Origin of the sequence: Bacillus sp. AFS041924, from assembly GCF_002577195.1 — a bacterium.
Classification (GTDB): Bacteria; Bacillota; Bacilli; order Bacillales; family Bacillaceae_G; genus Gottfriedia.
In genome coordinates, this window is record NZ_NULG01000116.1 from 20966 (window position 1) to 46768 (window position 25803).

27 protein-coding genes, 1 pseudogene and 1 other annotated feature are annotated in these 25803 nt (G+C 30.7%); of the genes and pseudogenes, 22 read left to right on the forward strand and 6 right to left on the reverse strand.

Annotated features, from left to right (window positions below):
• The first annotated feature begins 84 nt into the window (after positions 1 to 84).
• The 4 genes from COC46_RS19045 to COC46_RS22380 all read left to right on the forward strand — a co-directional run bounded on the left by COC46_RS19045 (position 85) and on the right by COC46_RS22380 (position 3442).
• Positions 85 to 702, forward strand: a complete 618-nt coding sequence (locus COC46_RS19045; protein ID WP_176545225.1) for a TetR/AcrR family transcriptional regulator — start codon at positions 85 to 87, stop codon at positions 700 to 702.
• A gap of 235 nt (positions 703 to 937) precedes the next feature.
• Positions 938 to 2167, forward strand: coding sequence for an MFS transporter (locus COC46_RS19050; protein WP_098811488.1), 1230 nt, complete (start codon positions 938 to 940; stop codon positions 2165 to 2167).
• A gap of 23 nt (positions 2168 to 2190) precedes the next feature.
• Positions 2191 to 3078, forward strand: coding sequence for a GNAT family N-acetyltransferase (locus tag COC46_RS19055; RefSeq protein WP_098811489.1), 888 nt, complete (start codon positions 2191 to 2193; stop codon positions 3076 to 3078).
• A gap of 166 nt (positions 3079 to 3244) precedes the next feature.
• Positions 3245 to 3442: a hypothetical protein gene (locus tag COC46_RS22380; protein ID WP_098811490.1), complete on the forward strand. Its 198-nt coding sequence runs from the start codon at positions 3245 to 3247 to the stop codon at positions 3440 to 3442.
• A gap of 141 nt (positions 3443 to 3583) precedes the next feature.
• Here the strand turns inward: COC46_RS22380 and COC46_RS19065 are convergent, their stop codons facing one another.
• Positions 3584 to 4273: an LrgB family protein gene (locus tag COC46_RS19065; protein ID WP_098811491.1), complete on the reverse strand. Its 690-nt coding sequence runs from the start codon at positions 4271 to 4273 to the stop codon at positions 3584 to 3586.
• Positions 4260 to 4667: a CidA/LrgA family protein gene (locus COC46_RS19070; RefSeq protein ID WP_176545226.1), complete on the reverse strand. Its 408-nt coding sequence runs from the start codon at positions 4665 to 4667 to the stop codon at positions 4260 to 4262. Before COC46_RS19070 ends, COC46_RS19065 begins: the two co-directional genes overlap by 14 nt.
• A 162-nt stretch (positions 4668 to 4829) precedes the next feature.
• Here COC46_RS19070 and COC46_RS19075 point away from each other — a divergent pair, with 162 nt between their 5' ends.
• The 5 genes from COC46_RS19075 to COC46_RS19095 all read left to right on the forward strand — a co-directional run bounded on the left by COC46_RS19075 (position 4830) and on the right by COC46_RS19095 (position 8905).
• Positions 4830 to 5450 (forward strand): 3'-5' exonuclease, encoded by a 621-nt coding sequence (locus tag COC46_RS19075; protein WP_098811493.1) that lies wholly within the window; start codon positions 4830 to 4832, stop codon positions 5448 to 5450.
• A complete protein-coding gene (locus COC46_RS19080) occupies positions 5447 to 6217 on the forward strand; it encodes an exodeoxyribonuclease III (protein ID WP_098811494.1) in 771 nt (256 codons plus the stop codon). The genes COC46_RS19075 and COC46_RS19080 overlap by 4 nt, the downstream gene beginning before the upstream one ends.
• Positions 6218 to 6361: 144 nt before the next feature.
• Positions 6362 to 6979, forward strand: a complete 618-nt coding sequence (locus COC46_RS19085) for an NUDIX hydrolase (protein ID WP_098811495.1) — start codon at positions 6362 to 6364, stop codon at positions 6977 to 6979.
• A 144-nt stretch (positions 6980 to 7123) separates the two neighbouring features.
• Positions 7124 to 8059 carry a serine hydrolase domain-containing protein gene (locus tag COC46_RS19090; RefSeq protein WP_098811496.1) on the forward strand — a complete coding sequence of 312 codons (936 nt, stop codon included), beginning with the start codon at positions 7124 to 7126 and terminating at the stop codon, positions 8057 to 8059.
• A gap of 228 nt (positions 8060 to 8287) precedes the next feature.
• A complete protein-coding gene (locus tag COC46_RS19095) occupies positions 8288 to 8905 on the forward strand; it encodes a rhomboid family intramembrane serine protease (RefSeq protein ID WP_098811497.1) in 618 nt (205 codons plus the stop codon).
• Positions 8906 to 9008: 103 nt separating this feature from the next.
• Here COC46_RS19095 and COC46_RS19100 read toward each other — a convergent pair whose 3' ends face one another.
• Positions 9009 to 9518 (reverse strand): hypothetical protein, encoded by a 510-nt coding sequence (locus tag COC46_RS19100; RefSeq protein ID WP_098811498.1) that lies wholly within the window; start codon positions 9516 to 9518, stop codon positions 9009 to 9011.
• A gap of 152 nt (positions 9519 to 9670) precedes the next feature.
• Here COC46_RS19100 and COC46_RS22385 point away from each other — a divergent pair, with 152 nt between their 5' ends.
• The gene (locus COC46_RS22385; protein WP_165347078.1) at positions 9671 to 9823 is read left to right on the forward strand and encodes a hypothetical protein; all 153 of its coding nucleotides are present in this window, start codon (positions 9671 to 9673) and stop codon (positions 9821 to 9823) included.
• A gap of 55 nt (positions 9824 to 9878) precedes the next feature.
• On the opposite strand, the pseudogene lysS reads toward COC46_RS22385, so the two are convergent.
• Positions 9879 to 11388 (reverse strand): annotated as a pseudogene (gene lysS / locus COC46_RS19105) (lysine--tRNA ligase).
• An 84-nt stretch (positions 11389 to 11472) separates the two neighbouring features.
• Positions 11473 to 11733, reverse strand: a binding site (T-box leader).
• A gap of 108 nt (positions 11734 to 11841) precedes the next feature.
• On the opposite strand from lysS, the gene COC46_RS19110 reads away from it, so the two are divergent.
• The 5 genes from COC46_RS19110 to COC46_RS19130 all read left to right on the forward strand — a co-directional run bounded on the left by COC46_RS19110 (position 11842) and on the right by COC46_RS19130 (position 16878).
• On the forward strand, positions 11842 to 12483 hold the full coding sequence (locus tag COC46_RS19110) for a DUF6944 family repetitive protein (protein WP_098811499.1): 642 nt from the start codon (positions 11842 to 11844) through the stop codon (positions 12481 to 12483).
• A gap of 169 nt (positions 12484 to 12652) precedes the next feature.
• A complete protein-coding gene (locus tag COC46_RS19115; RefSeq protein WP_098811500.1) occupies positions 12653 to 13513 on the forward strand; it encodes a DegV family protein in 861 nt (286 codons plus the stop codon).
• Between the two features lie 165 nt (positions 13514 to 13678).
• Positions 13679 to 13927 (forward strand): DUF3243 domain-containing protein, encoded by a 249-nt coding sequence (locus COC46_RS19120; RefSeq protein ID WP_098811501.1) that lies wholly within the window; start codon positions 13679 to 13681, stop codon positions 13925 to 13927.
• A 349-nt stretch (positions 13928 to 14276) separates the two neighbouring features.
• Positions 14277 to 15752 carry a DHA2 family efflux MFS transporter permease subunit gene (locus tag COC46_RS19125; protein ID WP_098811502.1) on the forward strand — a complete coding sequence of 492 codons (1476 nt, stop codon included), beginning with the start codon at positions 14277 to 14279 and terminating at the stop codon, positions 15750 to 15752.
• A gap of 217 nt (positions 15753 to 15969) precedes the next feature.
• A complete protein-coding gene (locus tag COC46_RS19130) occupies positions 15970 to 16878 on the forward strand; it encodes an SH3 domain-containing protein (RefSeq protein ID WP_098811503.1) in 909 nt (302 codons plus the stop codon).
• 376 nt (positions 16879 to 17254) lie between these two features.
• Here COC46_RS19130 and COC46_RS19135 read toward each other — a convergent pair whose 3' ends face one another.
• Entirely contained in the window at positions 17255 to 18583 is a 1329-nt protein-coding gene (locus COC46_RS19135; RefSeq protein ID WP_098811504.1) for a glycosyl hydrolase family 18 protein, read from the reverse strand.
• Positions 18584 to 18830: 247 nt separating this feature from the next.
• Between COC46_RS19135 and COC46_RS19140 the strand changes: the two genes are divergently transcribed.
• Together COC46_RS19140 and COC46_RS19145 are read left to right on the forward strand one after the other, a co-directional pair.
• A complete protein-coding gene (locus tag COC46_RS19140) occupies positions 18831 to 19397 on the forward strand; it encodes a GNAT family N-acetyltransferase (protein ID WP_098811505.1) in 567 nt (188 codons plus the stop codon).
• Positions 19398 to 20309, forward strand: a complete 912-nt coding sequence (locus tag COC46_RS19145; protein WP_098811506.1) for a DMT family transporter — start codon at positions 19398 to 19400, stop codon at positions 20307 to 20309.
• Between the two features lie 378 nt (positions 20310 to 20687).
• Here the strand turns inward: COC46_RS19145 and COC46_RS19150 are convergent, their stop codons facing one another.
• Positions 20688 to 22283, reverse strand: coding sequence for a peptide chain release factor 3 (locus COC46_RS19150; RefSeq protein ID WP_098811507.1), 1596 nt, complete (start codon positions 22281 to 22283; stop codon positions 20688 to 20690).
• A gap of 223 nt (positions 22284 to 22506) precedes the next feature.
• Between COC46_RS19150 and COC46_RS19155 the strand changes: the two genes are divergently transcribed.
• From COC46_RS19155 to tsaA, 5 genes are all read left to right on the forward strand, one after another.
• A complete protein-coding gene (locus COC46_RS19155; RefSeq protein WP_369700069.1) occupies positions 22507 to 22749 on the forward strand; it encodes an S-Ena type endospore appendage in 243 nt (80 codons plus the stop codon).
• A gap of 230 nt (positions 22750 to 22979) precedes the next feature.
• Positions 22980 to 23351 (forward strand): GntR family transcriptional regulator, encoded by a 372-nt coding sequence (locus COC46_RS19160; RefSeq protein ID WP_098811509.1) that lies wholly within the window; start codon positions 22980 to 22982, stop codon positions 23349 to 23351.
• A 12-nt stretch (positions 23352 to 23363) separates the two neighbouring features.
• Positions 23364 to 24242: an ABC transporter ATP-binding protein gene (locus tag COC46_RS19165; RefSeq protein ID WP_098811510.1), complete on the forward strand. Its 879-nt coding sequence runs from the start codon at positions 23364 to 23366 to the stop codon at positions 24240 to 24242.
• Complete coding sequence (locus tag COC46_RS19170; protein WP_098811511.1) at positions 24239 to 24940, forward strand: hypothetical protein; 702 nt, start codon at positions 24239 to 24241, stop codon at positions 24938 to 24940. The genes COC46_RS19165 and COC46_RS19170 overlap by 4 nt, the downstream gene beginning before the upstream one ends.
• Positions 24941 to 25066: 126 nt before the next feature.
• Positions 25067 to 25525 carry a tRNA (N6-threonylcarbamoyladenosine(37)-N6)-methyltransferase TrmO gene (tsaA, locus tag COC46_RS19175; RefSeq protein WP_098811512.1) on the forward strand — a complete coding sequence of 153 codons (459 nt, stop codon included), beginning with the start codon at positions 25067 to 25069 and terminating at the stop codon, positions 25523 to 25525.
• Positions 25526 to 25803 lie beyond the last annotated feature (278 nt).

Here is a 25803-nt window from a genome sequence, read left to right on the forward strand (position 1 = left end):
TATTATTGAAATTCCATAATTCAGTTGATAAACTAAACTAAATAGTCAGTTTAAATATATTTAAAGAGTAAAGGAATGTGTTCAATGCCAAAAGTCTCAGATGATTACAAAGAACGCAAAAGAGAGAGTCTTCTTGAAAGTGCTTTAAAATGTTTTGGAGAAAAAGGATACCATACGACAACAATGGATGACATAGTCGCATATTCCAAAACGAGTAAAGGATTAATTTATAATTATTTTAAAAGTAAGGAAGAGCTGTATTTAACTTTAATGCAGGAAAGAACAGTTCAAACATTTGAAAGAATTAATCAACGCTTTGAGAATATTAGTTCATCAAAAGATAAATTGAAAGAGCTATTTCAAATGTATAGTGAAATATCTTTAACAGAAAAATGGCGTAATATGATTAGAGTGCATATGGAATTTTGGATTAATTCAGCTAGACACGAAAATCTACAAGCGATCATGATTGAAAGATATAAAGATCAATACCGTTTATTTTTAAGTGAAATTATTAAACAAGGAATAGCATCTGGTGAATTTAAGAAAACAATCGATCCAGATATTATTTCTAGTTTGTTTTGGGCTAATATTGATGGCATATGCTTACATTATTCTGTAGTAGAAGAGGATGAACTTTACAAGGCCCAATTTAAAGCTGCAGAAGAAATGATTATGTCTTATATAGAAAATCATAAATAAATTTTAGGTAGTGAAGGTCAATGCTTTCCTACCTAAAGTTAAAATTCAGAAATTTTTTTATGTTAAAAATAAAACAAACAACATACACTATTCATATAATAAAATAAACTTAATAGTCAGTTTTATTTCGAAGGGAGGAATTACAATGAATTCAGTCCAAATCAGACTTATTTATTTGTCTATGTTTTACTAAAGCGATTTGTTTTTTTAATTTTGGTAGATTGAAGGGATCATATTGGGGGAAAAGGTTTATTTTTTATATACAAAAGCTTTCTCAGATATAGGTAGTATGATGGAACTTGTTGTAATGAATGCAGTGATCTATTCGATGACGAAAAGCACAACATGGCTAGCAGCAATTTTAGCACTTCGCGTTTGCGGAGGCATCTTAACAAGTTTATTTTCTGGAGTAATTGCGGATCGATATAATCGAAGAAAGCTAATGATATTTAGTGATATTACTAGAGGAATTAGTATATTAGTTTTATGCATTTTCCCTTCACCTACTATGTTTGCGATTGTAGCGTTTATGATTGGTGCGCTGGGGAGCTTTTTTTCAGTAAGCTTTAGTGCTGACTTACCACAAATATTTGGTGAAGAAAATATTTTAAAGATCAATGCATTTATTTCCAGGCTTGCTGCAATTAGCATGGTAATTGGATTTTTAGGATCAGCATTCTTATCAACCGTTGTAGATTATCGCGTGATCATTGGAATAGATGCTCTTTCATATTTCATGTCGGCTTTTGTTTTAATCTTTTATAAATGGGAAAATACGGTCAAAAATAATGAGAATAAAAATTGGCGACAATTGTTTGATGATTTAAAAGAAGTTAAAACTTACGTATTAATCAAACCTTTATTATTATTAGTGTTCATGGTCTTTTTGTTTCAAACATTCTCAGCTAGTTCTCATAATGTTGGAGTACCAATATTAGCAGAAAAAATAAGTTCAGAACATGCAACATTTTATCAAGGACTAATTTGGGGTACTTGGGGTATTGGAGGAATCATTTCGACTTGGTTAATTCCAAAAGTATCATGGTTAAAACAGCATTATTTATTTATGTATTACGGAGCATCAGTTTTAACATCCTTAGGTTTCATTTTATTTTTATCTAATCAACTATTATGGATTGTATTCTTATTTGCTTTTTTCACAGGATTTTTTGATAATGCAGCAGGGACTTATTTTTCCACAATGATTCAAAAAACTGAAAATTCCATAAGAGGTAGAATCTTCGGAGTAGCCAATTTATTAAACAGAGTTGGTTTTACAATTGGTTTTGTAGCGGCATCACCATTATTATCATTTATAACGATGCCACATCTTGTATGGTTATTTCATGGAAGCTTAATCATACTGATTATTTGCGTAACCGGTTACTTACTAATTAAAAGAAAAATCGATTTTAACTATGATTCTATTCAAAAAAATGAAAATGAAATCATGGTATCTAAATAATAATAAACAAGGGACGTGAATGTATGGAAACAAATTTGAAAAATAGTATAGAGCTAGAGAAAATAAATTTTTTCAGATGTAGCGAAGTGGATGTTGAATTAGCATTTCAAGCATTTTCAATAGGCTTTTCAGATTATATGGTTAAATTTAATTACACTAAAGAGCAATTTGTAAATTTGTTTTTTGGCCCAGAAGGGAATAAACTGGAGCACTCTTTTTTAGCTATTCATGAAAATAAAGCAGTTGGTGTGATATTAGGTGGAATTAAAACCTATGAAAATATTAAAACAATGAGATGTGGAACGTTGGCAATTAGTCCAGATTATCGCGGAGTAGGTGTAAGTCAGAAATTATTTGAACTACACAAAGAAGAAGCAGAGAAAAATGGATGTAAACAACAATTCCTTGAAGTGATTGTTGGAAATGACCGAGCAATTAATTTTTATAAAAAACTTGGATATGAAAAAATTTATGATCTTTCTTATTTTTCAAAAGCTGATTTAACTAGTTTACAACAACAGCAAATAGAATCTAATGCAGAAATAAATAAGGTCGCGTTTAATACATTTAAAGATGCGATTAATCATTGGGATTACCATATAAACTGGCAAAATGATATTGATTATTTAGAAAAACTAACCAATTTTAGTTACTATTTAGCTAAAATTAGCAATGAAAATGTTGGAGCACTAGCTATTAATGAAAATGGTAGAATTAGCTTCTTAATGGTTGATAAAGCGTACCGTAATAGAAAAATAGCTACTAACTTATTACAAACCGCAGTTACTGAACTAAATATAAAAGCCTTCTCAACATCAATACCAAATAATAATAGCTTAGAAGCATTCATGAAAAAACTAGAATTTAAGAAAGAAAAAATAGCTCAATATGAAATGTACAAATTGATCTAGGGTAGGAGTAACAAGCTCGGTTCAGACGGAGAAAATTTATCTGTGGCCTGAATGCCATAACATATCTAACGCATTTCATCTGTATTTTGTACTTTTACCTATCTACTTGACCTTGCTCCTAATTGAGCTAATCTCCGTACAATATTAAGTATGGAGGTGATTTAAAATGTATGATTATCGTCATCAAATTGAGCAACCTTATTATCAATATCCACAGCAGCAAAATGAGGATGAAAGATTTTTTCCATTCTTCCTCCCATTTTTACTTGGAGCAGCTGCATTTGGACCTTGGGGATGGGGAAGACCTTGGGGTTACTATCGTCCATGGGGTGGATATGGCCCATGTTGTGGAAGACCTTGGTAAACTAAAAAACCTTTAAGAGTATGTCTCATAAGTCTCGTACTTTTGGGACTCTTTTTTATGATGAAAAACAACTAAACTATGAAAATCATAATTAAACAAACAAAATATCCCACAAGGAAACGAAATGCCTTGTGGGATGATTTATTTAAGAATTAATTTAATTAAAAATGGAATAAGAATTGATGCTAAAATCGCGCTTAATGTCATTGCAATTGAACTAATTGCTTGTTCAATTTTTCCATATTCTGCTGCTTTAGCTGTCCCAACCCCATGTGATGCGATTCCATATGAAGTTCCGATTGCAACTGGGTGATCAATTTTCAGTATTGATAAAATAAAAGGACCAACTATCGATCCAGAAATACCAGCAATCATCACATAAACGACTGTTAAAGATGGAATTCCACCTATTATTGAAGTGATACTCATTGCTAATGGTGTTGTTACTGACTTTGCAGCTAACGAAAGCATGATGATTTTCTTTAATCCGAGCCATAGCGATAAATATACACCTGAAAAAAGACCGATGACGGTTCCAGCAAATACACTAATAAATATAGAAAGACAATGCTTCTTAAGCGTAGCACGATGCTCATATAAAGGATAAGCAAATGAAACAACAGCAGGTCCTAAAAGTAAATTAATCCACTTTCCTCCAAGCATATACTTTTCATAGGAAATATGTAGATTTACAAGGATGATCATAATAACTGTTGTAGATGTTACAATCGGAATCAGTAAAGGATTGGTGTATTTAGCGTACATTTTTTTTGCGATGATGTAACATAAAATTGTTAATAAAATAAATAGCAAACTCTTAAAGTCCTTCATTCGTATCCCTCCCAATCATTAGATCTTCCGTTTGTTTTTTACGGGTTTTCGTTGAAAGATATGAACTAATACTTGCTGTAATACTAAATACAAGAACTGTACTAACTAATACAATAACAATTGAAATGAATCCATGAAAATTTAATATGGAAGGATACCTCATGATTCCTACAGTTGCGGGGATAAATAAAAGTGTTAAGTGCTTACTTAAAAAATTACTTCCATTTTGAATCCATTTTTCATTAAAAAAAGGGATGAATAGTAAACCAAATAGTAAAAACATCCCAATAATACTACCTGGGATCATCAAATGAAAGTATTGTTGAATTAAATTTCCTATAAAAAATAATAAATATAAAAAGCTTATTTGAACAATCAATTGCACAAATTTCATTCTCAACATCCTTTGAATCTTAATGACTAAGAGATTATTAATCTACATATTGTACAATAATTTGTGACAAAAATGTGTATTTTTTTCGTTATTATAAAAATGCATCTTTTTTTAAAAAAGTTTATAATAGATTTATCATATAAACAGAGGAAGTTATTAATTATGAATTCATTTGTAGCGTTTGATTTTGAAACAGCAAATTACAATCGTCATAGCATTTGCGCTGCTGGTTTTGTATTTGTTGAAAATGGAGTGATTGTTGATCAAGTATACTCCCTTATTAATCCTGAAGAAGATTTTTTTTCTATGAATATTTCTGTGCACGGAATTAGACCAAGAGATGTACAAGATGCACCTCTTTTCCCGGAATTTTATGAAACAATAAAAGATAAAATTGAAGGGAAAACACTAGTAGCACATAATTTACCATTCGATGGTTATGCATTAAAAGATAATTTATCAAGATATGGAGTACCTTCAGTTTTAAATAATTTACTATGTTCATTACAGCTTGCTAAAAAGGTATTGCCTAAACAATCCCGTTATTCATTAGATACTTTGTCAAACCAATTTGGTATTTTATTAGACCATCATCATCATGCATTAGCAGATGCAGAATGCTGTGCAAAAATATTTCTTCATTTAACGAAGAAATATGAAATCTCATCCTTTGAAGAGTTATACGATAAAACTTCAATTTACCATGGTCAGATTCATCAATTTGATTATCGTTCATCTTTAGTAAAACCGAAACCCAAACGTAAATTGGAGAAAAAAGTATGAAATTAATTTCTTGGAATGTAAATGGAATAAGAGCTTGTGTACAAAAAGGATTTTTAGATTATTTTAATGAACAAAATGCAGATATATTTTGTATTCAAGAAACGAAGTGCCAAGAAGATCAAATAACATTAGAATTAGAAGGTTATTATCAATTTTGGCATTCTGCAGTTAGAAAAGGTTATTCAGGAACGGCAATTTTTACGAAACATAAACCATTAAATGTAAGTTTTGGATTTAATGGAAAAGAAGAAGATCTTGAAGGAAGAGTATTAACTTTAGAATTCGAGAAATTTTTCATGGTAAATGTTTATACGCCTAACTCTCAACGAGATTTGGCTAGATTACCGATTAGATTGAAATGGGAAGATGATTTTAAAAATTATTTAAACAAACTCGATGAAAAAAAACCTGTCATTTTATGTGGTGACTTGAATGTTGCACATAATGAAATTGATTTAGCAAACCCAAAATCAAATCGTACAAATTCTGGCTTTACAAAAGAAGAACGAGGGAAAATGTCAGCCTTATTAGAGAGCGGATTTACAGATAGTTTTCGCTATTTAAATCCGTCTAAAGAAGGTTCATATACTTGGTGGTCCTATATGGCAAAAGTTCGTGAACGAAATATTGGATGGCGTATTGATTATTTTATCCTTTCAAATCGATTACAAAGTGAATTAATTAACTCTGAAATCCACTCTCAAATAATGGGTAGTGATCATTGTCCTGTTATGTTAACGATGAATGATTCAATTATTTCAAATTAGAAAGTTCTAAGTTTTAGAGCTTTCTTTTTTTATCTAGGCATTTAGTATGTCAACAAAAGCCGATATGCGTAAACTAAGGTTAGGACAATGTATAAAGAATAGTTAAAAAAAAATGAAAGATATTAGAAAAAGGAAGGGGTTCCTATGAGTTTAAAATGGCTAGAATGGGCACAAAAAATCCAAGCAATTTCTCAAGCAGGATTGACCTTTACGAAAGATGTTTATGATAAAGAAAGGTATGAAGAATTAAGACATATAAGTGCTGATATTATGAATCATTATTCAGAATTGCAAATAGAGGAGATTGAGGGATTATTTCGAAATGAACATGGTTACCCAACACCAAAGGTAGATGTCAGGGGTGTTGTTTTTAAAAATGGGAAAATTTTATTAGTAAAAGAAAAAATAGAAAATAAATGGTCTTTACCGGGTGGATTTTGTGACGTAGGCTTATCAGCTTCTGAAAATGTAGTAAAAGAAATATTTGAAGAATCAGGCTACAAAGTTGAAGTGAAGAAATTACTTGCAGTTTTAGATATGACCAAGCATGCACATCCACCTCAATCATATCACTTCTACAAATTTTTTATACAATGTGAAATTATAGGAGGTAATTCTACTACTGGAATAGAGACAAGTGACATAGATTTTTTTGATGCAGAGCATTTACCAGACCTTTCATTGAGTCGAAATACTGCATCTCAAATTAAGTTAATGTTTGAATATAATGAAAATCCATTAAAAGAAACTTGTTTCGACTAAACTAAATCTACAAAAGATATATAATAAGTTAAATAGAAACTATTTGAGTTGCTAATGCAGCTCGATTTTCTTTTATGGCATTAAACTATTTACTTTTTAAATAGAAAATATACATAATTTAATCACCTTAAGAGGAGATATAATTTGAAAACAAATACGATGAATTTTCTTAAATTAGAAAACGATTTAAAAAAAGAACATATTTCAACTTGTGTTATTTACCAAAATAGAGAAGTTAAATATTGTTTTTATAAAAATTCTAAAAGTGAATCTAAATTATTTAAAATTAATTCTGTTACTAAAAGTGTTTTATCTATGTTGATGGGAATTGCAATAGATAAAGGATTTATAGAAAGTGTTGATGTATCGATTTCAAAATTCTTTCCTACTATTGAAACGAAAAAAAGAAATATTACAATAGATCATTTATTAACCATGACACCCGGATATGATTGGCAAGAATGGGGAGAGTGGGGCGGACGTCCTTTCCCGATGATTAACAGTAAAGACTGGATTCGATATGTTTTAGAAAAGGAAATGGTCAATAATCCAGGGGAGAAAATGATATATGATTCAGGTGCTTCACAAGTATTAAGTGCAATTATTCAGATGGCAACGAATGAAAAATTATCTTCTTTCGCAAATCGAATGCTATTTGAACCATTAGGTATAAAAGAGTTTATTTGGCACGAAGATTCAAAGGGTATTAATATTGGTGGATTTGGCTTGAGTTTAACAACAGATGATCTGTTAAAGCTTGGGATTTTAATGCTACAAAAAGGGAAATGGAATAATAAGCAGCTAATATCAAGTGAATGGATTGAAAAATCAACGGAAGCAAAATTCCATACATATCATCATGTTGGTTCATATGCATATCATTGGTGGGTATTAAAAAATGAAGAATTAAATGATGTAGACCCAACCATTTACTTTGCTATGGGTTATGGAGGCCAATTTATTATTGTTTCACCAAAGCAACAATTAGTAGTTGTTTTTACAAGCGCGAAATATATACATACGTTTACTCCATTAAAAATCTTTCAAAAATATTTCTCTTCATTTTTAGTAAAAGAATAGGGCAGGATTAAATGTAGGATACAAAATATGGATTGGAATCACTTTAAATCTACCTAAATGCAGCTTTCAATAATTTTATCTATTCTTATTTACGATTCCTTTATTCCTGTAATTCCTTTTTTGTCTGATTTTTTTATTTTGGAATAGGAATTTACAGAAAAATGTCGAAATAAGTAAATAGAGAATAATACAACAATTTGATAATAGCTCCAGAAGGGATGAAGATTGATGTTTTTAGTGACAGAAGACTTCAAAACGTTTATTAAGAAATATCCAATCACAACATTTATGGTTGGTTTATGTTCCATATTAGCAATTATTACGACATTTATAGGCGGATATACAATTGAAAATATGATCAAATTGGGTGGATATGAACATGAATTAGTTGAGCAAGGTGAAATATGGAGACTTTTTACGTATGCATTTATGCACGGAAGCTACGCTCACTTTTTTATGAATATGACGTTTATGATTATTTTAGGTAGGCCATTAGAACGAGCGTTAGGGTCTGTTAAATTTTTAATTTTTTATTTAGCATCTGTTATTCTTACAGGATTTATTATTAATTTTTACCATTCACCAAATACTGTTGAAACAGGTGCATCTGGTGTTGGCTATGCATTTTTAGGAATGTACTTATTTATTACATTATTTAGAAAAAACATGCTTTTCACAGATGATCGTAAGTTTGTCATAACGTTTTTAGGAATTGGATTACTTTCTTCATTAATCATCCCATCCACAAGTCTAACTGGTCATTTAGCTGGGTTGATTATTGGATTTGTGATGACTCCGCTATTATTAAGTAAAGCGGCAAGATTTCAACATTCAGTAAATGTTTAAATTACATATTTGCTAAAACAAACCTAGTTCAAAAATTGAACTAGGTTTGTTTTGTATGGATTTGGTTAAAAGGATGTTTACAATTTGTTCATTCATTTTAATTTTAAAAATCAAATACTTCTGTAATTCGATCAGCAGTTTGACGATTTCTACATAATTTGTAGAGATCATTAAAAAATCGTTCAACATCAGTTGAGGAACCTGGGAGTGGTACCTCTACCTGTAACGAACCGAATGCTTGCTTGAAGTATGCTTTTCGTTCAGCATTTTTACCATCGCGTTTCAATGGATTGTATTTCCAATTTAATGATAATTGTCCATCTCGCTCACTAATTTCTCTTATTTCTGCAGCAGTTGTAGATTTATTTTCAACATAAATTACTAAATAATAATTTTCATTTCGATGCCAGTCGATCAATAGTAAATAATAGCTTTCCTCTTCAATTTTACTTAAATGAAAAGCTGAAACAATCGGTTTACCATTTGTCCATTGTTGAAAATTTTGTAACGTATTAAATGCGGTTGGAATTTCTTTAATATCAAATAAAGAATTATTTGATGCCATCCAATTTTTTATATGGTTTGAAATACTTAATGCAATTTCTTTTTTCATATTTTACCTCAAACTTTTAATGTAAATGCTTTTTTTATCATATCATCCTTTTTAGATTAAAAAAAACGCTTTCTCTGTAATAATCTACCATCAATAAGTTAATGTCCAAATACTCATATTATTAATGATGATTTGACGAAGGAGGATTTATTATGGCAAGAGGTAAAAGCTTTAATCACAAGAAAAAAGGTCATGAACCTACTCATCCAAAAGGATCATTAGTAGCTCCAGAAGACCGTAAACATGAAGATCGTGAAGAAGATTATATCGTGACAGAAGAAGCATTTAAAAATCGAATTCAATAAAATTTAAAAAAACGGACTCAGTAATTATTATCTGAGTCCATTTTTTTGCTCAATATTAATTTTTAGTAAAATTTAATAAATAAATTAATTGATCTTTCGTTACTGCTTGTAATAACAATGGAATCGGTGGGCCACTTGGTCTATTTAAAACTAGCTGATAAATCATAGTGAAAAATTCTTTTTGGTTTGCTTTCATCGTTTTTTTATCTTCATGAAATAAGAACACTCAAATTTTTTAACCAGTTTTTTTTTGTTCGGTTAAGTTTAAATAAAAATCAATTGCTTGCTCTTGATTCACATGAATATTTTTTTGCGGATAATATTTTTTTATCCAATATTCCGCCTTTAGGCTAATATTTTCTATATGTTCAGTTGAGTAAGTTTCACCATTATTTTTAATAACATCTTGTAAAAGATCTATATTGTAATTAATCAAAGGTAGTATACTTGCAACGTGATTAAATTTTGGAAATTTCGTATCAATTTCTTCTGTATGCGCAAATTGGATTGAATCACGAATATCTAAGTCATGTAAAGAATGACTAATATAATTTGATTTATACCTTTCGAATTCGGAGTAGTTCTTAACAACATCTTCATCTAGACCAATATTAAATGCTGCAGTTGGTTTATATTTAGCAAACATAAAGAGAACGACTTCTGGTAAATAGATTTTTAATAACTCTGCGGGTGTTATCAAATTTCCTGTAGAGCTAGACATTTTTTGATTTTGACCTTTTATTCCAATAAATTCATATGGTGTATAGCAAGGTGCTTCATAGTTAAAAATGTTTCTAGCTATTTCTTTTGAAACATTGTAACTACCTGTTTCAGATGAGTGATCTCTTCCGCCAGGTTCAAAAACTACTTCTTCTTTCATCCACCTCATAGCCCAATCAATTTTCCAGTTCAATTTTATGTTGCTTGCATCTTCTACAAATACATGATTTGTAAATCCACAATTACAACCATAATGTATCATTTTACTTTTTTCATTATAATGAGTAATTGCGGTATCATCTTTCTCGCAATTTTCACAGTATAGTGTAATAGGATAAAATTCATTGCGCTCTTGTTCATTAGGAACATTTGTTTTGAATTTCATTAATAGATCATAGATGTCTTTTCTTTTTTCAAGTGCGTGAATAATTTCAGTATTATATCTTCCAGAATTGTATTCTTTGCTTTGATAAATAAACTCGACTTCAATACCGAGTTTAGCTAAAGAATTTTCAAATTCTCTTTCAAAGTGTTCAACAAAAGATGAATGACATCCATATGGATCAGGTATATTTGAATATGCTTTGCCGATAAAATTTTTATAAGAAGCATCGATATTATTCGGTACTTTTCTTAATCGATCAAAATCATCCCAAGAAAAGATAAATCTTGTTTTTTTACCTAAATTATTTAATGCTTTTACGACAAAATAAGTTGTTATAATTTCACGGAAATTTCCAACATGAACTAAAACCAGATGGGCTTATGCCAGAGGCACAAACATAAGTTTCTTTATTAGGATATCTTTCAATTAATTCATTTGCGATTTTATATGCCCAATGCATGCTTTCACCTCAAAATTATAATAATTTATTGTATTTACTCGATTAATTACAAATAAAAAAACTCCCACCCCCAAGATTAATCATCTTGAGGACGAGAGTTTGTAAACTTCGTGGTACCACCCCAGTTTATTGATATGTTACCATATCAACCTTATCAGGTACGGCACGAATGCTTATACCCTATCTCTATAACGGGAGATCCCGTCGTACCATCTCTAAAGTTAAACTTTAGTTCCATACGAAGCTCTAAGTCTTTTTTCATGAAGATGATTATTACTCCTTTTCAGCTACCGGAGCTCTCTGTAAATAATTTAGCTTTATTACTTTTCTCTTCATAGCCATTCAATTTTCGAAATATTAATTGTTATTATATTAATTAAAACAATATTAATTGTCAATTAATTTTAAACTTGAATAAAATGTGTATATGCATAAAACTAGGTAGGTGCTCAAATGAATGATTCAGTTGAAGATTTACTTTTAATAGGAGGATATTTTTTATTATTTGGTACATTAACTTCTGCAGTTGGTGTATCAAGTAAAAAAATTGTTAGTGAAGATTTTGGTAAAGATTTGTTCGCTAAAGGTAATGCAATCGAAGCATTTGGCAACTCAATTCAGGCCATAGGAAGAGAAAAATTATACAAGAAGGAAGAAAAGCAATATGAATTAACAATTATGGTAGGGGCTTGGATACAAGCAGCAGGTAACATTACGAATACAGTTGCAACAGGTCTAGAACGTGAGGGATTGGAAGAAGAAGGACATAAATTAAATGCAGTTGGAAGTGTTATTCAAGCAATTGGTGCTCAACTTGAAACTACTGGAGCATTAGTAGAGGGGACGCAACTTGCCAAAATTGAGGCTTATGGAAGTGAATTAATTGCTTTAGGTGCACTAATTGATGGTGTTGGTAATGTGGCATTATTGAATGATAAAATTATTTTAGGAGAACAACTACTACTTGTTGGTAGTTGGGTTCAAGTTTTCGGAGCAATTCTTATTGTGTATGCACTTACTAATAAGAGAAGAGAGAAGGAGCAAGAAGCAGAGAATCATCATGAATATAGATACGGTTATTATCCAAAAAAGTAATTTGAATGGTAATTTTAAAATTTTTGTGAACAATACGAAAAAAAGAAGGTATATGGATTTCAATAGCTAATTAATATTATTAAAATTAAATTAAAACAAATAATTTTTCTGTAAAAACATTTTGTGAGAGAATAGAGTAAACTAATTTTTGAAACAGAGGTAAAATTATATGAGTTTAAAAATAATAACAGATAGTGCGGCTGATTTACCTAAAGAAATCATAGAACAATACAATATTGATGTAATACCATTAAGGGTTTATTCAGAAGATGAAAAAGAATACTTTGATGGTGTAACATTAGATTCAAAGACTTTATTTAATGAAATGCGTAATGGTAAAGTATTTAAAACGTCCTTACCATCTTACGAGTATATTTATAATACTTTTGTTAAATATGCAAAAGAAAATATTCCATGTATTTATATTGCCTTTTCATCTGAGTTATCCGGTACATATCAATCAACAGTAATGGTTAAAAATGAGTTAGTTGAGGAATTTCCTGATTTTGATTTAGAAATATTTGATACGAAGTGTGCTTCGATTGGGCAAGGATTAATTGCTGTAAATGCTGCAAAAATTGCTTCAAATGGAGCTACTAAAGAAGAGGTTGTTAATAATATAAAACACAGTATTCAACATATTGAACATATTTTTACAGTTGATGACTTTCAGTATTTAGTTCGTGGAGGTCGCTTAAGTAAAGTTGCAGGTTTTGTAGGGAATTTACTAAATATCAAACCGATCTTGCATGTTGAAGATGGTAAATTAATACCACTTGAAAAAATAAGGGGTTCTAAAAAAGTAATAAAAAGAATGATTGAATTAATGGAATCTAGAGGGGCCAATTTATCTACTCAATTAATCGGTATTTCTCACGGCGACGATCTTGATAAAGCTCTTGAAATAAAAAATGCTATTACTGAATCATTTGGATGTAAGGAATTTGTCATCAATTCGATCGGATCAGCTATTGGTGCGCACGCAGGTCCAGGTACTTTAGCAATATTTTTTATGAATGAGAATAAATAGAAAAATTAAAATTGAGCTAATTTCAATGAACTAATGAGATTAGCTCTTTTTTTGTTTTTAATTTTCTGAAAATCTTACCCAGATAATAATCCGTACATAATTTCTACATAAAAAGTAAATAGTATTTATGTAATCTTCAACTACTATTATTATGAGGTGAAAAAGATGTCAATTTTAGATAACTGGGATCAATGGAAAGATTTTTTAGGTGATCGTTTAGAGGCAACAGATGAAAAAGGTGTTGGAGAAGGTGCGATCTCTGAAATGGCGTATCGCTTAGGAAATTATTTAGCAAATGAAGTAGAACCGAAAAATGCAGAAGAACAAATTTTAAAAGACCTTTGGACTGTTGCAGATGAAAAAGAGCAACATACAATTGCACATCTTATGATGAAGTATGTTAAAAATAAATAATTAAAATAATGTGATTAAAAAATAGCCTGGTGAATAAAATCATAAGGGCTATTTTTTATTTCGTCTGTTTATGGCAATATGATGAATGAATTGAGGGTTTTCAAAAAAACTACAAAAATAATAAAAATTAGGGTTGAAATGGACCAATTTATCAAATATACTGTACTTATTGTAAATACTGTTTTTGATTTGAGGACAATTACTATTTACATTTTATTTATTTTTTTGTATGATAGACTTTCTGTTCAAATTTCACATATATCATAAATCGAAATTTGCACTAATAATTTTATTTGCAAATTTAACCGAATATTGTTTTTCAAATAGACAGAAGAAATGGGGATAATATATGAATAATCAGCAAAATTCGGCGGAACAGCCGTTTAGTGTTAAAACGATTATTGGTCCAATGATGGCAGTAATCGTAGGAATGATAATGGTTATTTTAGATAGTACCGTAGTAAACGTTGCATTACCGGGTATTACAGAATATTTTAAATCTGATTTAACTAAAATGCAGTGGACGATCACTGGGTATACATTAGCTTTATCAGCAGTAATTCCACTTGCGGGTTGGATGTCTGATCGATTTGGAGCAAAAAGAATTTTCTTATTAACGATTTTGTTTTTTACAATCGGTTCTGTACTTTGTTCGGTTGCGCAAACACCTGAACAATTAATTATTTATCGTATTATTCAAGGAATCGGTGGAGGGATGGTTGCACCAATCGGTATGGCAATTATCTTTAGATTAGCTCCTCCAGAGAAAATCGGTTCAATTATGGGTATGCTTGGAATTCCAATGTTACTTGCACCTGCATTAGGTCCAGTTATTTCAGGATGGTTTGTAGAATATTCTACTTGGCACTGGATTTTCTTAATTAATTTACCAATCGGTATTATCGCATTAATAATTGGAGCTAAATTTTTACCTAAATTTGAAACAAAATCAGTTCCTGCTCTTGATGGATTAGGAATTATGATTGCCCCAATCGCTTTTTCGATGTTAGCTTTTGGAGTAAGCCAAAGTTCAACAAGTTGGACTTCAAAAGAAACATTAACAGGTTTAATAGTTGGTGGAGTAGCATTATTACTTTTCATCGTTGTTGAACTTCGCCAAAAACAACCTTTACTTGAGTTACGAGTTTTTAAATCGTCTGATTTTGTTCGAAGTATTTTAATTACATGGATCATGCAAATTGCATTATTCGGTTCTTTCTTAATTGTTCCGTTATTTTTACAAACAGTTAAACAGTATGGTGCATTTGAAACTGGCTTAATCATGTTACCTCAAGCAGTAGCATCTGCTTTAATGATGCCAATTGGTGGTAAAATGTATGATAAAGTTGGTGCAAGACCGATGGCGTTAGTTGGATTAACGGTGATAACATCTTCACTTTTCATTTTCTCAAAAATTTCAGTTGACTCGTCAAATACATTTATTATGCTAACACTTGCTATGATGGGTGCAGGTATGGGATTATCAATGATGCCGATCAATACACATGTATTACAATCTGCTCCAAGACATTTAGTAAGTCGTGTAACACCTTTAACTGCAGCTGCACAGCAAGTAATGGTGTCATTTGCAGTAGCAGGTATGGCAGGATTTTTAACTTCTAGTACAAAGGATCATATGGCAAAAGCAACAAATCCATTAAATGCAATGATTTCAGCATTTGGAGATACGTTCTTACTTGCAGCAGGAATTGCATTAGCCGGAGCGCTGTTAGCCATTATTTTACGTAAACCGAAAGTACAAGATACAAATACATCACAAGAAGATCTTGATGAATCAAAGTCTTCAATGATGGTAGGACACTAATAAATAAAACAGAAGCCGAAATATATTTTGGCTTCTGTTTTTTGGTTTATATAGTATAATTTACTTATTATCGAATAAATTTTAATACTTTCTACAATTTTAAAAGAAATGATATAATTCTAGTTGAATTGTAATAAAAATGTCCTTATTATGTAAAGATTAGTCTGTATAATAAAGGCTCATGAAAATAGATATACATAATAATGGAGCTGATTAAATGTTTAAAAGTATTTGTAAAGCAACTTTGGCACTTTCAATTTTGACTGGAGGTTTATTCTACGGAAATAATACTCCGAATTCAATTAAGACTGTGGAAGCCGCAACTGTGAATGGAACAGTAACTGCATCAGTATTAAATATTAGAAGTGGTCCTAGCACTACATATAAAGTTGTTGGAACACTTAAAAAGGGTGCTAAAGTATCAATTACTCGCACAAGTGGGTCTTGGTATAAAATAACAAGTGGGACGAAAACTGGATGGGTTTCAAGTAAATACATAAAAAAATCCCCCACAACAGTTTCAGCTACAACCGTAAACAAAATGAAAACTTTAGGTACTTCAAAGCAATTAATCGTAGTTTCAGCACAAAACGAGAGTACAAGAAATGTTTTAATTGAAACATTTGAAAAAAGTAGTACTAGTTGGAAGAAATTACATACATATACAGGTGTGATCGGTAAAAACGGGATGATTAGTAATAAACATGAAGGTGATTATGAAACACCAGAAGGAAAATATACAATCACTAAAGCATTCGGTAGATATTCAAATCCTGGTACGAAAATGACATACCGTAAAATTACTTCAAATGATGTTTGGGTAGATGATTCAAATAGTAATTTATATAACACGTGGCAATTAGCTTCAGAAAATAAAGGTAGATGGAATAGCGCTGAAAAGATGAATATTTCTCTATACAATTATGGATTTGTCATTAACTATAATACAGCAAGAACTCCAGGAAAAGGGAGTGCAATATTTTTCCATATCGCAGGAACTTCAGGTTACACTGCAGGCTGTACAGCTACATCTAAAGCAAATGTCGTATCAATTTTAAAATGGTTAGACCCTGCAAAAAAACCACTAATTATTCAAACACCATTGAGTAAATTAACTAACTATTAATATGATTTGGAAACTGGTCAATTGTTTGATCAGTTTTTTTTGATATGACATACTTGTTATTGCTATTGGAATTGCTGATGAAGGAAGAGGCCCATCAAAACTGTTGATACTTTTTGCCTTCGTGCCAAGGTTTTAAGGAAGTTATTCTCAAGGTTTGAAAATAAAAACTTCTATTCTTACCTATAAAAATGGTAATTCACAGACTTAGTAAAAATAAAAAACTAAGTTGGTAGGCTTAGATTAAGTCCGTCTAAAAACATAAAATCAAAACCATTTGGGTAAGGTGAGTTTTCGTTCATATCAGTTGAACAAGAAATGCATAATTTACAGAGCCCCCAAAAAAACAGCCAATCATGTAAAAATTGGCTGTTAATTTTTATTTAATCTTAAATTCATTTAGTAATAATTGTTCAGTCTGAGGCATTGTAATACCTAAATGCCAACACCCCAATCCTGCTAAAGCATATTCTTTTACAAGGTGAAATTTTGCAAGTAAACTTCTAGGATCTTCAAACCAAACCTCATGGAGAATTCCATCTTTATCAGTATAACGAAATGCTGGTGATAAAGTTTCCCGATCAAAGTAGACTTCACTTTCATACTTCTTATATTTTTTAATTGCATTTTGAGTGGAATATGCGATACCTTTTCGTTTTTCCCCAGTAATTGGCCAATCGTAGGCATATTGAGGTATTCCTAATAATAATTTTGATTTTGGTACAATTGACACAGCATAATTTAAAGTTTTTCTCACTTCATTTAATGGAGCAATTGGCCCTGAGGAGCTGTTTGGCCAATGCCAGTTATATGTCATTAAAAACATCTTATCAACATATTTACCAAGCGTATTGTAATCATATGCATCATAAAATTGAGGAATATGATCAGCTTCCTTTGGTGGCATCGCCATTATGACTTGCATTTTTGATTGATGAAGTTTCACAGATAATTCTTTCATAAATAAATTGAGGTTATTCATATCTTCAGGGTTTAGTGATTCAAAATCTATACATATTCCTTTATAATCATTTTTGTCTAAAAGAGAATAGATGTTTTTTACTAACCTTTTTCGCAATGCTTTATTACTAAGTAATGAATGCACTAGTTTTGGATCGAAACCTTTCTTACTAATATTAGTTAATGTGGCGAAAGGAAGAATGTGATTTTTCCAGGCAAACCGATTAGACTGATTTTCTTTTACTTTAATTAATTTTCCTTGAGAAGTTGGGTGAAATTCAAATATATAAATACTTGTCAGTGACTTTTTATAATAATCGATCATCCATTTATTAGTTTTTTTATCTTTAGGAATTAAGTAAGATCCGGTCCAAATTGTCGTTTTAGGAGATGAGGGAATAATTAATTTTTGACCTGGAATAACTACATCGCTAGTAATATGATTTTTACTCTTCAAATAATTAATATCAATTGAATGTCGAAAGGCAATATCCCATAAAGTTTCTCCTTGTCTCACATAATATGTAGACCCAGGAATTATCATAGATTGTCCAATCACAAGCTTATCATTCCGATCTAATCCATTTAAATTTGCAAAGCTTTTTACATTCAATTTATATTGTTTTGATATTTTTTTCAAAGTATCCCCAGGTTTTACTTCATATACAATCAAAGCATTAGCAGTTAAAACTGGAGATAATAACAAAAATAATAATGTAAATAGGAATATTAATAAACGCTTAGCCAAACGCAATACCTCCTTAATTAGGTAGTATTTTTAATTTTAACAACTCATTAAATATCCTTTACTTAATTAGAAAATTTTACTTATATAAGTAATCAAATGATTATGAGAATTTTGTTCTGAACTGAAGATTGAAGTACTTTTAATGCTCGTATTAAAAAGTAAAGTCCAAAATGTTATGTTTATTTTGAAATTTCAAAGTATAATAAAAAGAACTCTTATGTTAAAAAGGAATTTATAGAGGTGGAATATGGGGAAAACAGAATTTTTTGAAATAGAAACGAGTCGATTAAAGCTTAGAAGATTTAAAGATGAAGATCTTAATAACTTTTATAAATATCGTTCAAATCCTGATGTGGCGATTTATCAGGGGTGGGAGAATTATACATATGAACAGGCAACTGATTTTATTGAAAAACAAAAAGCCGCTAAAATGAATATTCAAGATTCATGGGTTCAAGTTGCGATTGAATATAAAATGGATCGTCAACTAATAGGTGACATTGGTGTGCATACTTTATTAACTCCAGCAAATGAAGTTGAAGTCGGCTTTACATTAGAACCATCGTATCAGAATAAGGGATATGCAAATGAAGCTTTAAATGGGTTAATTAATTATTTATTCAATGAGTTAAATAAAGTAAAAATAAACGCAATTGCTGATGAGCGTAATGCATCATCCATTAAATTATTAAAAAAATTGGGATTTAAAGAAGTAAAAAAAATCGAGAATTCTTATTTTAAAGGCCAATATGTAACTGAATTTATGTTTGAACTTACGAAAAATGATTGGAATAAGGTAGGAGTTGGTGTTTAAATGAACTTCTTTAAAGGAGCATTGTATTTATCGTTGGCCGCTAGTATTTGGGGAATGACATATGTTGTTAGTAAAGTAGTATTAGATAGTATAACCCCATGGCTTTTACTCGAAATGAGATTTCTTTTAGCTTTACTAACATTAGGAATTATTAGCTTTTTCCAAAAAAGCTGGAAAATTAGTAAGAAGGATCTATTTCCAATCGCGATCATAGCTTTAGTCGGCTATACTGGTTCAATTGGCTTACAATTTCTCGGTACGAAGCTTTCAGGTGCAGCAATGGGCTCCTTAATTACTTCAGCTTCACCAGCGCTAATATCATTTTTTGCATTTATCATTTTAAAAGAAAAGATTAATAGCCGTAAAATTTTATCTTTAATTTTAGCAACGATTGGAGTAGTTGTTGTAATTGGATTGCCACAAGGTGGTGCTAATTCAGGAGCATATTATGGTAATCTTATATTAGTAGGAGCAGCAATAACTTGGGCATTATATACAGTTTTAAGTAAAGTTCAGACTACTAAATATTCATCATTAACGGTTACAACTTGGGCAACAGTATTTGGTGTAATTTTTACTTTGCCTTTTGCGATTTTTGAACAAAATAAACACTTAACTAACTTGCCATCTAATAGTTGGATTTGGCTTGGAGTCGTTTTTTTAGGAACGATCTCAACAGCAGGTGCATTTTATCTTTGGAATAAAGGGTTTGAATATATCGATACATCCACAGGATCTTTGTTTTTCTTTTTACAGCCTTTAATTGGAACAATCTTTGGGTACTTTCTATTAAATGAAGATATTAATCTTTCTTTTTTCATAGGAAGTATTCTAATTCTTATTGCTGTGTATTTATCGATTAAAGAACCTAAGCAGAAGGCCGAGTTTCAATATCATTCAAAAAAAGCATAAACATTGAAAAGAATGGTGGAGTAATCATATCAGCAGTAATTATACTCGGAGGTAAATTTGCTACATTTATGCCTTCTGGAATACTTTTATTGATTCAGAAAAACATGTAATATAATAAATTAATAGCCGACTTACTACTGTAATTATAGTAGGGTCGGCTATTTTCGTTGGTATAATTGAAAGAATATTGAAAAATACGAACAGTTTGTGAACACCGCATAAAAAACTGTGAAAGTGGCTTAATTAAGTATGGAAGGTGGCTTAATTAATGGTGAAAGTGGTTTAATTAACGATGAAAATGGCTTTAATAAAGACGAAATTGACTGGTTCATATTTTACAGCATGAAAAAAGTGGATGTAAAAACATCCACTTTTAAATTAATCAACTTGTATTTCATTATTAACATCAAGAGCGTCAACTAATTCTAATTCCTCATGACGTTCCTTGAAGCGATTGAACGTAAATTCATTCGCAAATAGGAATAGTGGACGTTCGAAACGGTCATATACAAGCATGTTTCGCATATCTTGATACTTCTTAAGTCCTTTTACATCATCAGTTTTAACCCAACGAGCAATATTATAATCAACATGGTCTTTTCGGATATCAGATCCATATTCATTTTTTAAACGGTATTCAAAAACTTCAAATTGAAGTTGACCTACTGCGCCTAAAATGACCTCATTAAATTCATTTTTATAAACTTGAATTGCACCTTCTTGAGCTAATTGCTCAACACCTTTATGGAAGTGCTTAGATTTTAATGAGTTAACTGGGCTTACTCGTAAGAATAGCTCAGGTGGGAAAGTTGGTAATGGCTCAAAGAATAATTTTTGTTTACCGGATGTAATTGTATCACCGATTTGATAAGTACCTGAATCGTAAATACCGATTACATCACCTGCATATGCTCGATCAATCGTTTCACGGTCATTAGCCATTAATTGTGTCGACTGACTTAATTTAATTTGTTTTCCTGTACGAGAAAGTATTACGTTCATTCCTCTTTCAAATACGCCTGAACAAATTCGTAAAAATGCAATTCGGTCACGGTGAGCAGGATTCATATTAGCTTGAATCTTAAAAATAAATCCACTAAATACTTCATCTGTCGGGTTAACTTCACCATTAATCGTTTTACGAGGACCTGGAGCAGGTGACATATCTAAGAAATGATTTAAAAATGGTGTTACACCAAAGTCTACTAAAGCTGTTCCAAAGAAAACAGGCGTAAGTTCACCAGCTTGTACTAAATCAAGATTGAATTCATTTCCTGCACCTTCTAAAAGATCAACTTCATCTCGTAAATTTTCTAAATTTGAAGGCTCTAAATAAGCTTCTAATTCAGGACCGTGCACGCCGTCTTGACCAAGCTTAATTACTTCATCTTTACGGAAAAGATGAACTTCATTTTCTAATCGGTCAAATACACCTTCAAATTGCATCCCACTACCGATAGGCCAAGTAACTGCAACAGATGGCATACCTAGAACTTCTTCTAATTCTTCCATTAATTCTAATGGATCTTTCGCTTGGCGGTCTAATTTATTCATAAAAGTAAAAATAGGGATACCACGCATACGACAAACTTGGAAAAGTTTTTTAGTTTGTGCTTCGATACCTTTTGCTGCATCAATTACCATCACAGCAGAGTCAACAGAAGTTAGTACACGATATGTATCTTCACCAAAATCGTTATGACCAGGAGTATCCATGATTGATACCATTTTATCATCATATTCAAATTGCATAACTGAAGAGGTTACAGAAATTCCACGTTGCTTTTCTATTTCCATCCAGTCAGATTTTGCATATTTTGAATTTTTTTGAGCTTTTACAGTTCCAGCTTCACGAATTGCTCCACCATGAAGTAGTAATTTTTCTGTTAATGTTGTTTTACCAGCATCCGGGTGAGAGATAATCCCAAAGATACGGCGCTTAGCAACTTGATTAATTAATTCTTTATTTGCCATCTATTATAAAGTCCTTTCTAAATCAAAGATCATAAACAAATTTTTACATCCTATCTATTATACTAGAATTCAGCGTTTGATGAAACAATTAGTAAGCAAGTTATAAACAAAGTATATCCAAGTAATAAAATAAGAATATTCTTTTTTATCAATGATGAACTAATTTTAGATCTTATATGCTATTCTTGAACATTAAATCGATACTCCAAAGTGTGATCCATGCATTCCAGTTGATCTTTGCGGTAATATTTTGATTCAAGAAGGTTTTGAAAATCCAGTTGAACTGTGGAGTTTAGGTGGAGACTTAACTGCATTAGCAACAGTTTCAATCTATAATAGTGAAAGTAGTACTGGCCCATTAATAATAGAAGTAATTAGTAAAAGTAGTCATCTAATTAATGTGTTACCTGGTAATACGAGTAGTTATACAAGTATGTATATAAATCTGTTAAAGTTTTACCTTTAAGTGAGTCACCAATCTATTTAGAAGGTAAAAATTGTATAAACGGAAGAATTCAGGAAAAATAAAAATCAAATAAAACATAGAACTTATTGTTTATACGCAATAAGCTTTTTTTTTTACACAAAAAATAGGCGTACTTAAATAAAAAACTTTACATATGATTTAAAGAGTAGTATGGTTAGTTACATAAGTAACCAACTGAATAACTAACCAACTGAGAAAGGAAGGTGCTAATGAAACCGACATTAGATGAATCACAGCCAATATTCCAACAAATTGCGGTTATGATTATGGACGAAATTATAGATGGAAGAATTAAAGAAGGGGAACAAGTACCTTCAACAAATGAATTATCTCGCTTTTTTAATATTAATCCTGCGACAGCGCGGAAAGGTCTTCAAGCATTAGTTGATAAGGAAATCATTTTTAAACAAAGAGGTGTTGGTATGTTTGTTTCAACAGGTGCGAGAGAAAAGTTAATTATAGAGCGCAAACAGCAGTTTTATGAAGAATATGTTGCCCCTTTACTTAAAGAAGCCGAGAGAATTCATTTAAATGAAGAAATGGTGATTGAATTGATAAAAAGAAAAAAAGATTCTAATTAGGGGGAGAAACTATTGATTGAAATAAAAAATTTGACGTATGGGTATAAAAATACACCGGTTTTATCTGATTTTAATTTAATTGAAACAGAGCCGAGTATAATTGCTTTATGGGGAAGAAATGGTACTGGGAAAACAACTTTAATGAGTTTGTTAGCTGGACACTATAAACCTAATGAAGGTTCGGTAAAAATATTAGGAGAAGAACCTTATAATAATCTAAATGCACTAAAAAATATATGCTATATACAAGAAAATCATCCATTTGGCCATAATTGGCGAATAAAAGATCTATTAAAATATGGAGAGTACTTTCATCCTAACTGGGATCAACAATTCGCAGAACATTTAGTTGAACTTTTTGAATTACCATTAAGGAAGAAAATTGCTAAATTTTCAAAAGGAATGAAAACTGCTGCCCAAATCATCTTAGGGTTAGCTAGTAATGCAAAAATAACGGTTCTAGATGAGCCAACGAATGGTTTGGATGCGGTAAAAAGAAAGCAGTTTTACGATGCATTAATGGAAAGTTACGAAGAAAATCCAAGGTTGATCTTACTTTCTACACATCATATTGAAGAAATTCAACCTTTATGTGAAACAATCGTTGTAATAAATCAAGGAAAAGTTCTATTTCATGAACAAATGGAAGTAATGAGAGAAAAAGGAATTATTCTTTCGGGCGATATAGATTCAATCAATCATGTAACGAAAAATGTATCGATATTGGATTCTACCAAAATTAGTTCAACTCAAAAAGTAATGATCGATGAGTTATTCACTGCTAATTGGAAGAATATCGCTGAAGAATATCGTCTTTCAATTGAAAAAGCAACTTTACAAGACTATTTAATAAATAAAACAATCAATAAAAATAAAGAGGTGAAACAATGAGGTCTATAAGAGGTACTTATCAACTTGTAATTGATGAGTTTGGTTGGTATTTTAAAATATTTTCGTTCATTACTTTATTTTTGGCTGTTGTCTATCTATTAATTAGTATAATCTTTAATATTCCTTTGCAAACTGGTGCAGCCCTGTTTGGACCGACTTATGGAGGAATAGCTACGTTTGGTGTTGCATCATTGGTCATACCTTTTCAAGTTGCAATTGGATTAGGCAGTACTAGAATCCAATTTTTAAAATCATATAATATTATGGCAGTAGTAATGGTCATTACAAGTATTACTTATTTAAATATACTTTACTTCTTTATGAAAATTCTATTAGATAAAGGGATAAATAGTTTTCAATTTTTTCATCCAGGTAGATTAATTTCATCAGATTATCACTTTTTTACGTATTACTGGACCGACCTTATGATTGGATTTATCATCCTAGGTCTCTCTTCTTTTATTGCTGTAGTAATAAGAAGATTGGGTATTCTTTATTTCTTAATTGCGTTAGTTATACTAAGCATATTCATGACGTTCTTATCTATAAATGGTATAACTGCAGATATGCTTTCATGGATTTTAAAAATTAAGACGATAAATATTTTTACATCCATTGGAATATTAGGAATGATCCTTCAGGCCTTAACATTTCCAATGATGAAAAATGCACCGCTAAAAATGAAGGGTAGAAATTAATATATTATTTAAAAAAGTATGCTAATTATTGCATACTTTTTTACGTTAATTTGTAAAACTATGAAACTAGGATTTAATAGTTTCTGTATAATAGAAAGTAAAATACATTAAGTTAGGAGATTGAAAATGCCATATACAATTAATCCGATTGCTTATGTTAAAAATTCAAGAAAAGAAATTGAAGATGATCATTGGGGTTCGATTATCTCTGAAATTGAGTTAGATGATCAGTTTGATGAAGAAGCGTTGAGTGGTATTAGTGATTTTTCACATTTAGAAATAATTTTTTATTTTAACAAAGTGACTGATGAAATGATTCAATATAATGCAAGACACCCTAGAAATAATCTTCAGTATCCTAAGGTAGGAATTTTTGCACAAAGAGGTAAAAACAGGCCAAATAAATTAGGGTTAACATCTGTAGAACTTTTAAAACATACTGGCCGCATACTTACAGTAAGAGGGTTGGATGCAATCGATGGAACTCCAATTATTGATATCAAACCTATCATGAAAGAGTTTCTTCCTAAAGGTGAGATAAAACAATCTGATTGGTCAAGGACTTTGATGGAAAAATATTGGTGATTAATTGTTAAAATGAAAAAGAGCTTCTCAACTGTTTACTGTTTTAATACATCGAGAAGCTCATTTTTTTATGAATTTAGCCCTTTTCGTGAAAATTGCTTTGGAAAAACTGGAAGTAGAAGAACGATAACACGTCCTATCGCAGCGTTTGGCGAGCAGTCTGAGGAAAGGAGAATTAACTCCTTTCCCATTTTTTCAACAGCCCCATAAACAGTTCTTTTTTAGAAAGGATCAATTCCTACAGATAAAATTTTAAAGGATGATGTTACAAATCTTTG

What these genes read in the sequence shown, in the direction of transcription:
- COC46_RS19045 (WP_176545225.1), top strand. Translation starts at nt 85, where the DNA reads ATGCCAAAAGTCTCAGATGATTACAAAGAACGCAAAAGAGAGAGTCTT.
- COC46_RS19055 (WP_098811489.1), top strand. Translation starts at nt 2,191, where the DNA reads ATGGAAACAAATTTGAAAAATAGTATAGAGCTAGAGAAAATAAATTTT.
- COC46_RS22380 (WP_098811490.1), top strand. Translation starts at nt 3,245, where the DNA reads ATGTATGATTATCGTCATCAAATTGAGCAACCTTATTATCAATATCCA.
- COC46_RS19065 (WP_098811491.1), bottom strand. Translation starts at nt 4,273, where the DNA reads ATGAAGGACTTTAAGAGTTTGCTATTTATTTTATTAACAATTTTATGT.
- COC46_RS19070 (WP_176545226.1), bottom strand. Translation starts at nt 4,667, where the DNA reads ATGAAATTTGTGCAATTGATTGTTCAAATAAGCTTTTTATATTTATTA.
- COC46_RS19075 (WP_098811493.1), top strand. Translation starts at nt 4,830, where the DNA reads ATGAATTCATTTGTAGCGTTTGATTTTGAAACAGCAAATTACAATCGT.
- COC46_RS19080 (WP_098811494.1), top strand. Translation starts at nt 5,447, where the DNA reads ATGAAATTAATTTCTTGGAATGTAAATGGAATAAGAGCTTGTGTACAA.
- COC46_RS19085 (WP_098811495.1), top strand. Translation starts at nt 6,362, where the DNA reads ATGAGTTTAAAATGGCTAGAATGGGCACAAAAAATCCAAGCAATTTCT.
- COC46_RS19095 (WP_098811497.1), top strand. Translation starts at nt 8,288, where the DNA reads ATGTTTTTAGTGACAGAAGACTTCAAAACGTTTATTAAGAAATATCCA.
- COC46_RS19100 (WP_098811498.1), bottom strand. Translation starts at nt 9,518, where the DNA reads ATGAAAAAAGAAATTGCATTAAGTATTTCAAACCATATAAAAAATTGG.
- COC46_RS22385 (WP_165347078.1), top strand. Translation starts at nt 9,671, where the DNA reads ATGGCAAGAGGTAAAAGCTTTAATCACAAGAAAAAAGGTCATGAACCT.
- COC46_RS19110 (WP_098811499.1), top strand. Translation starts at nt 11,842, where the DNA reads ATGAATGATTCAGTTGAAGATTTACTTTTAATAGGAGGATATTTTTTA.
- COC46_RS19115 (WP_098811500.1), top strand. Translation starts at nt 12,653, where the DNA reads ATGAGTTTAAAAATAATAACAGATAGTGCGGCTGATTTACCTAAAGAA.
- COC46_RS19120 (WP_098811501.1), top strand. Translation starts at nt 13,679, where the DNA reads ATGTCAATTTTAGATAACTGGGATCAATGGAAAGATTTTTTAGGTGAT.
- COC46_RS19125 (WP_098811502.1), top strand. Translation starts at nt 14,277, where the DNA reads ATGAATAATCAGCAAAATTCGGCGGAACAGCCGTTTAGTGTTAAAACG.
- COC46_RS19130 (WP_098811503.1), top strand. Translation starts at nt 15,970, where the DNA reads ATGTTTAAAAGTATTTGTAAAGCAACTTTGGCACTTTCAATTTTGACT.
- COC46_RS19140 (WP_098811505.1), top strand. Translation starts at nt 18,831, where the DNA reads ATGGGGAAAACAGAATTTTTTGAAATAGAAACGAGTCGATTAAAGCTT.
- COC46_RS19145 (WP_098811506.1), top strand. Translation starts at nt 19,398, where the DNA reads ATGAACTTCTTTAAAGGAGCATTGTATTTATCGTTGGCCGCTAGTATT.
- COC46_RS19150 (WP_098811507.1), bottom strand. Translation starts at nt 22,283, where the DNA reads ATGGCAAATAAAGAATTAATTAATCAAGTTGCTAAGCGCCGTATCTTT.
- COC46_RS19160 (WP_098811509.1), top strand. Translation starts at nt 22,980, where the DNA reads ATGAAACCGACATTAGATGAATCACAGCCAATATTCCAACAAATTGCG.
- COC46_RS19170 (WP_098811511.1), top strand. Translation starts at nt 24,239, where the DNA reads ATGAGGTCTATAAGAGGTACTTATCAACTTGTAATTGATGAGTTTGGT.
- tsaA (WP_098811512.1), top strand. Translation starts at nt 25,067, where the DNA reads ATGCCATATACAATTAATCCGATTGCTTATGTTAAAAATTCAAGAAAA.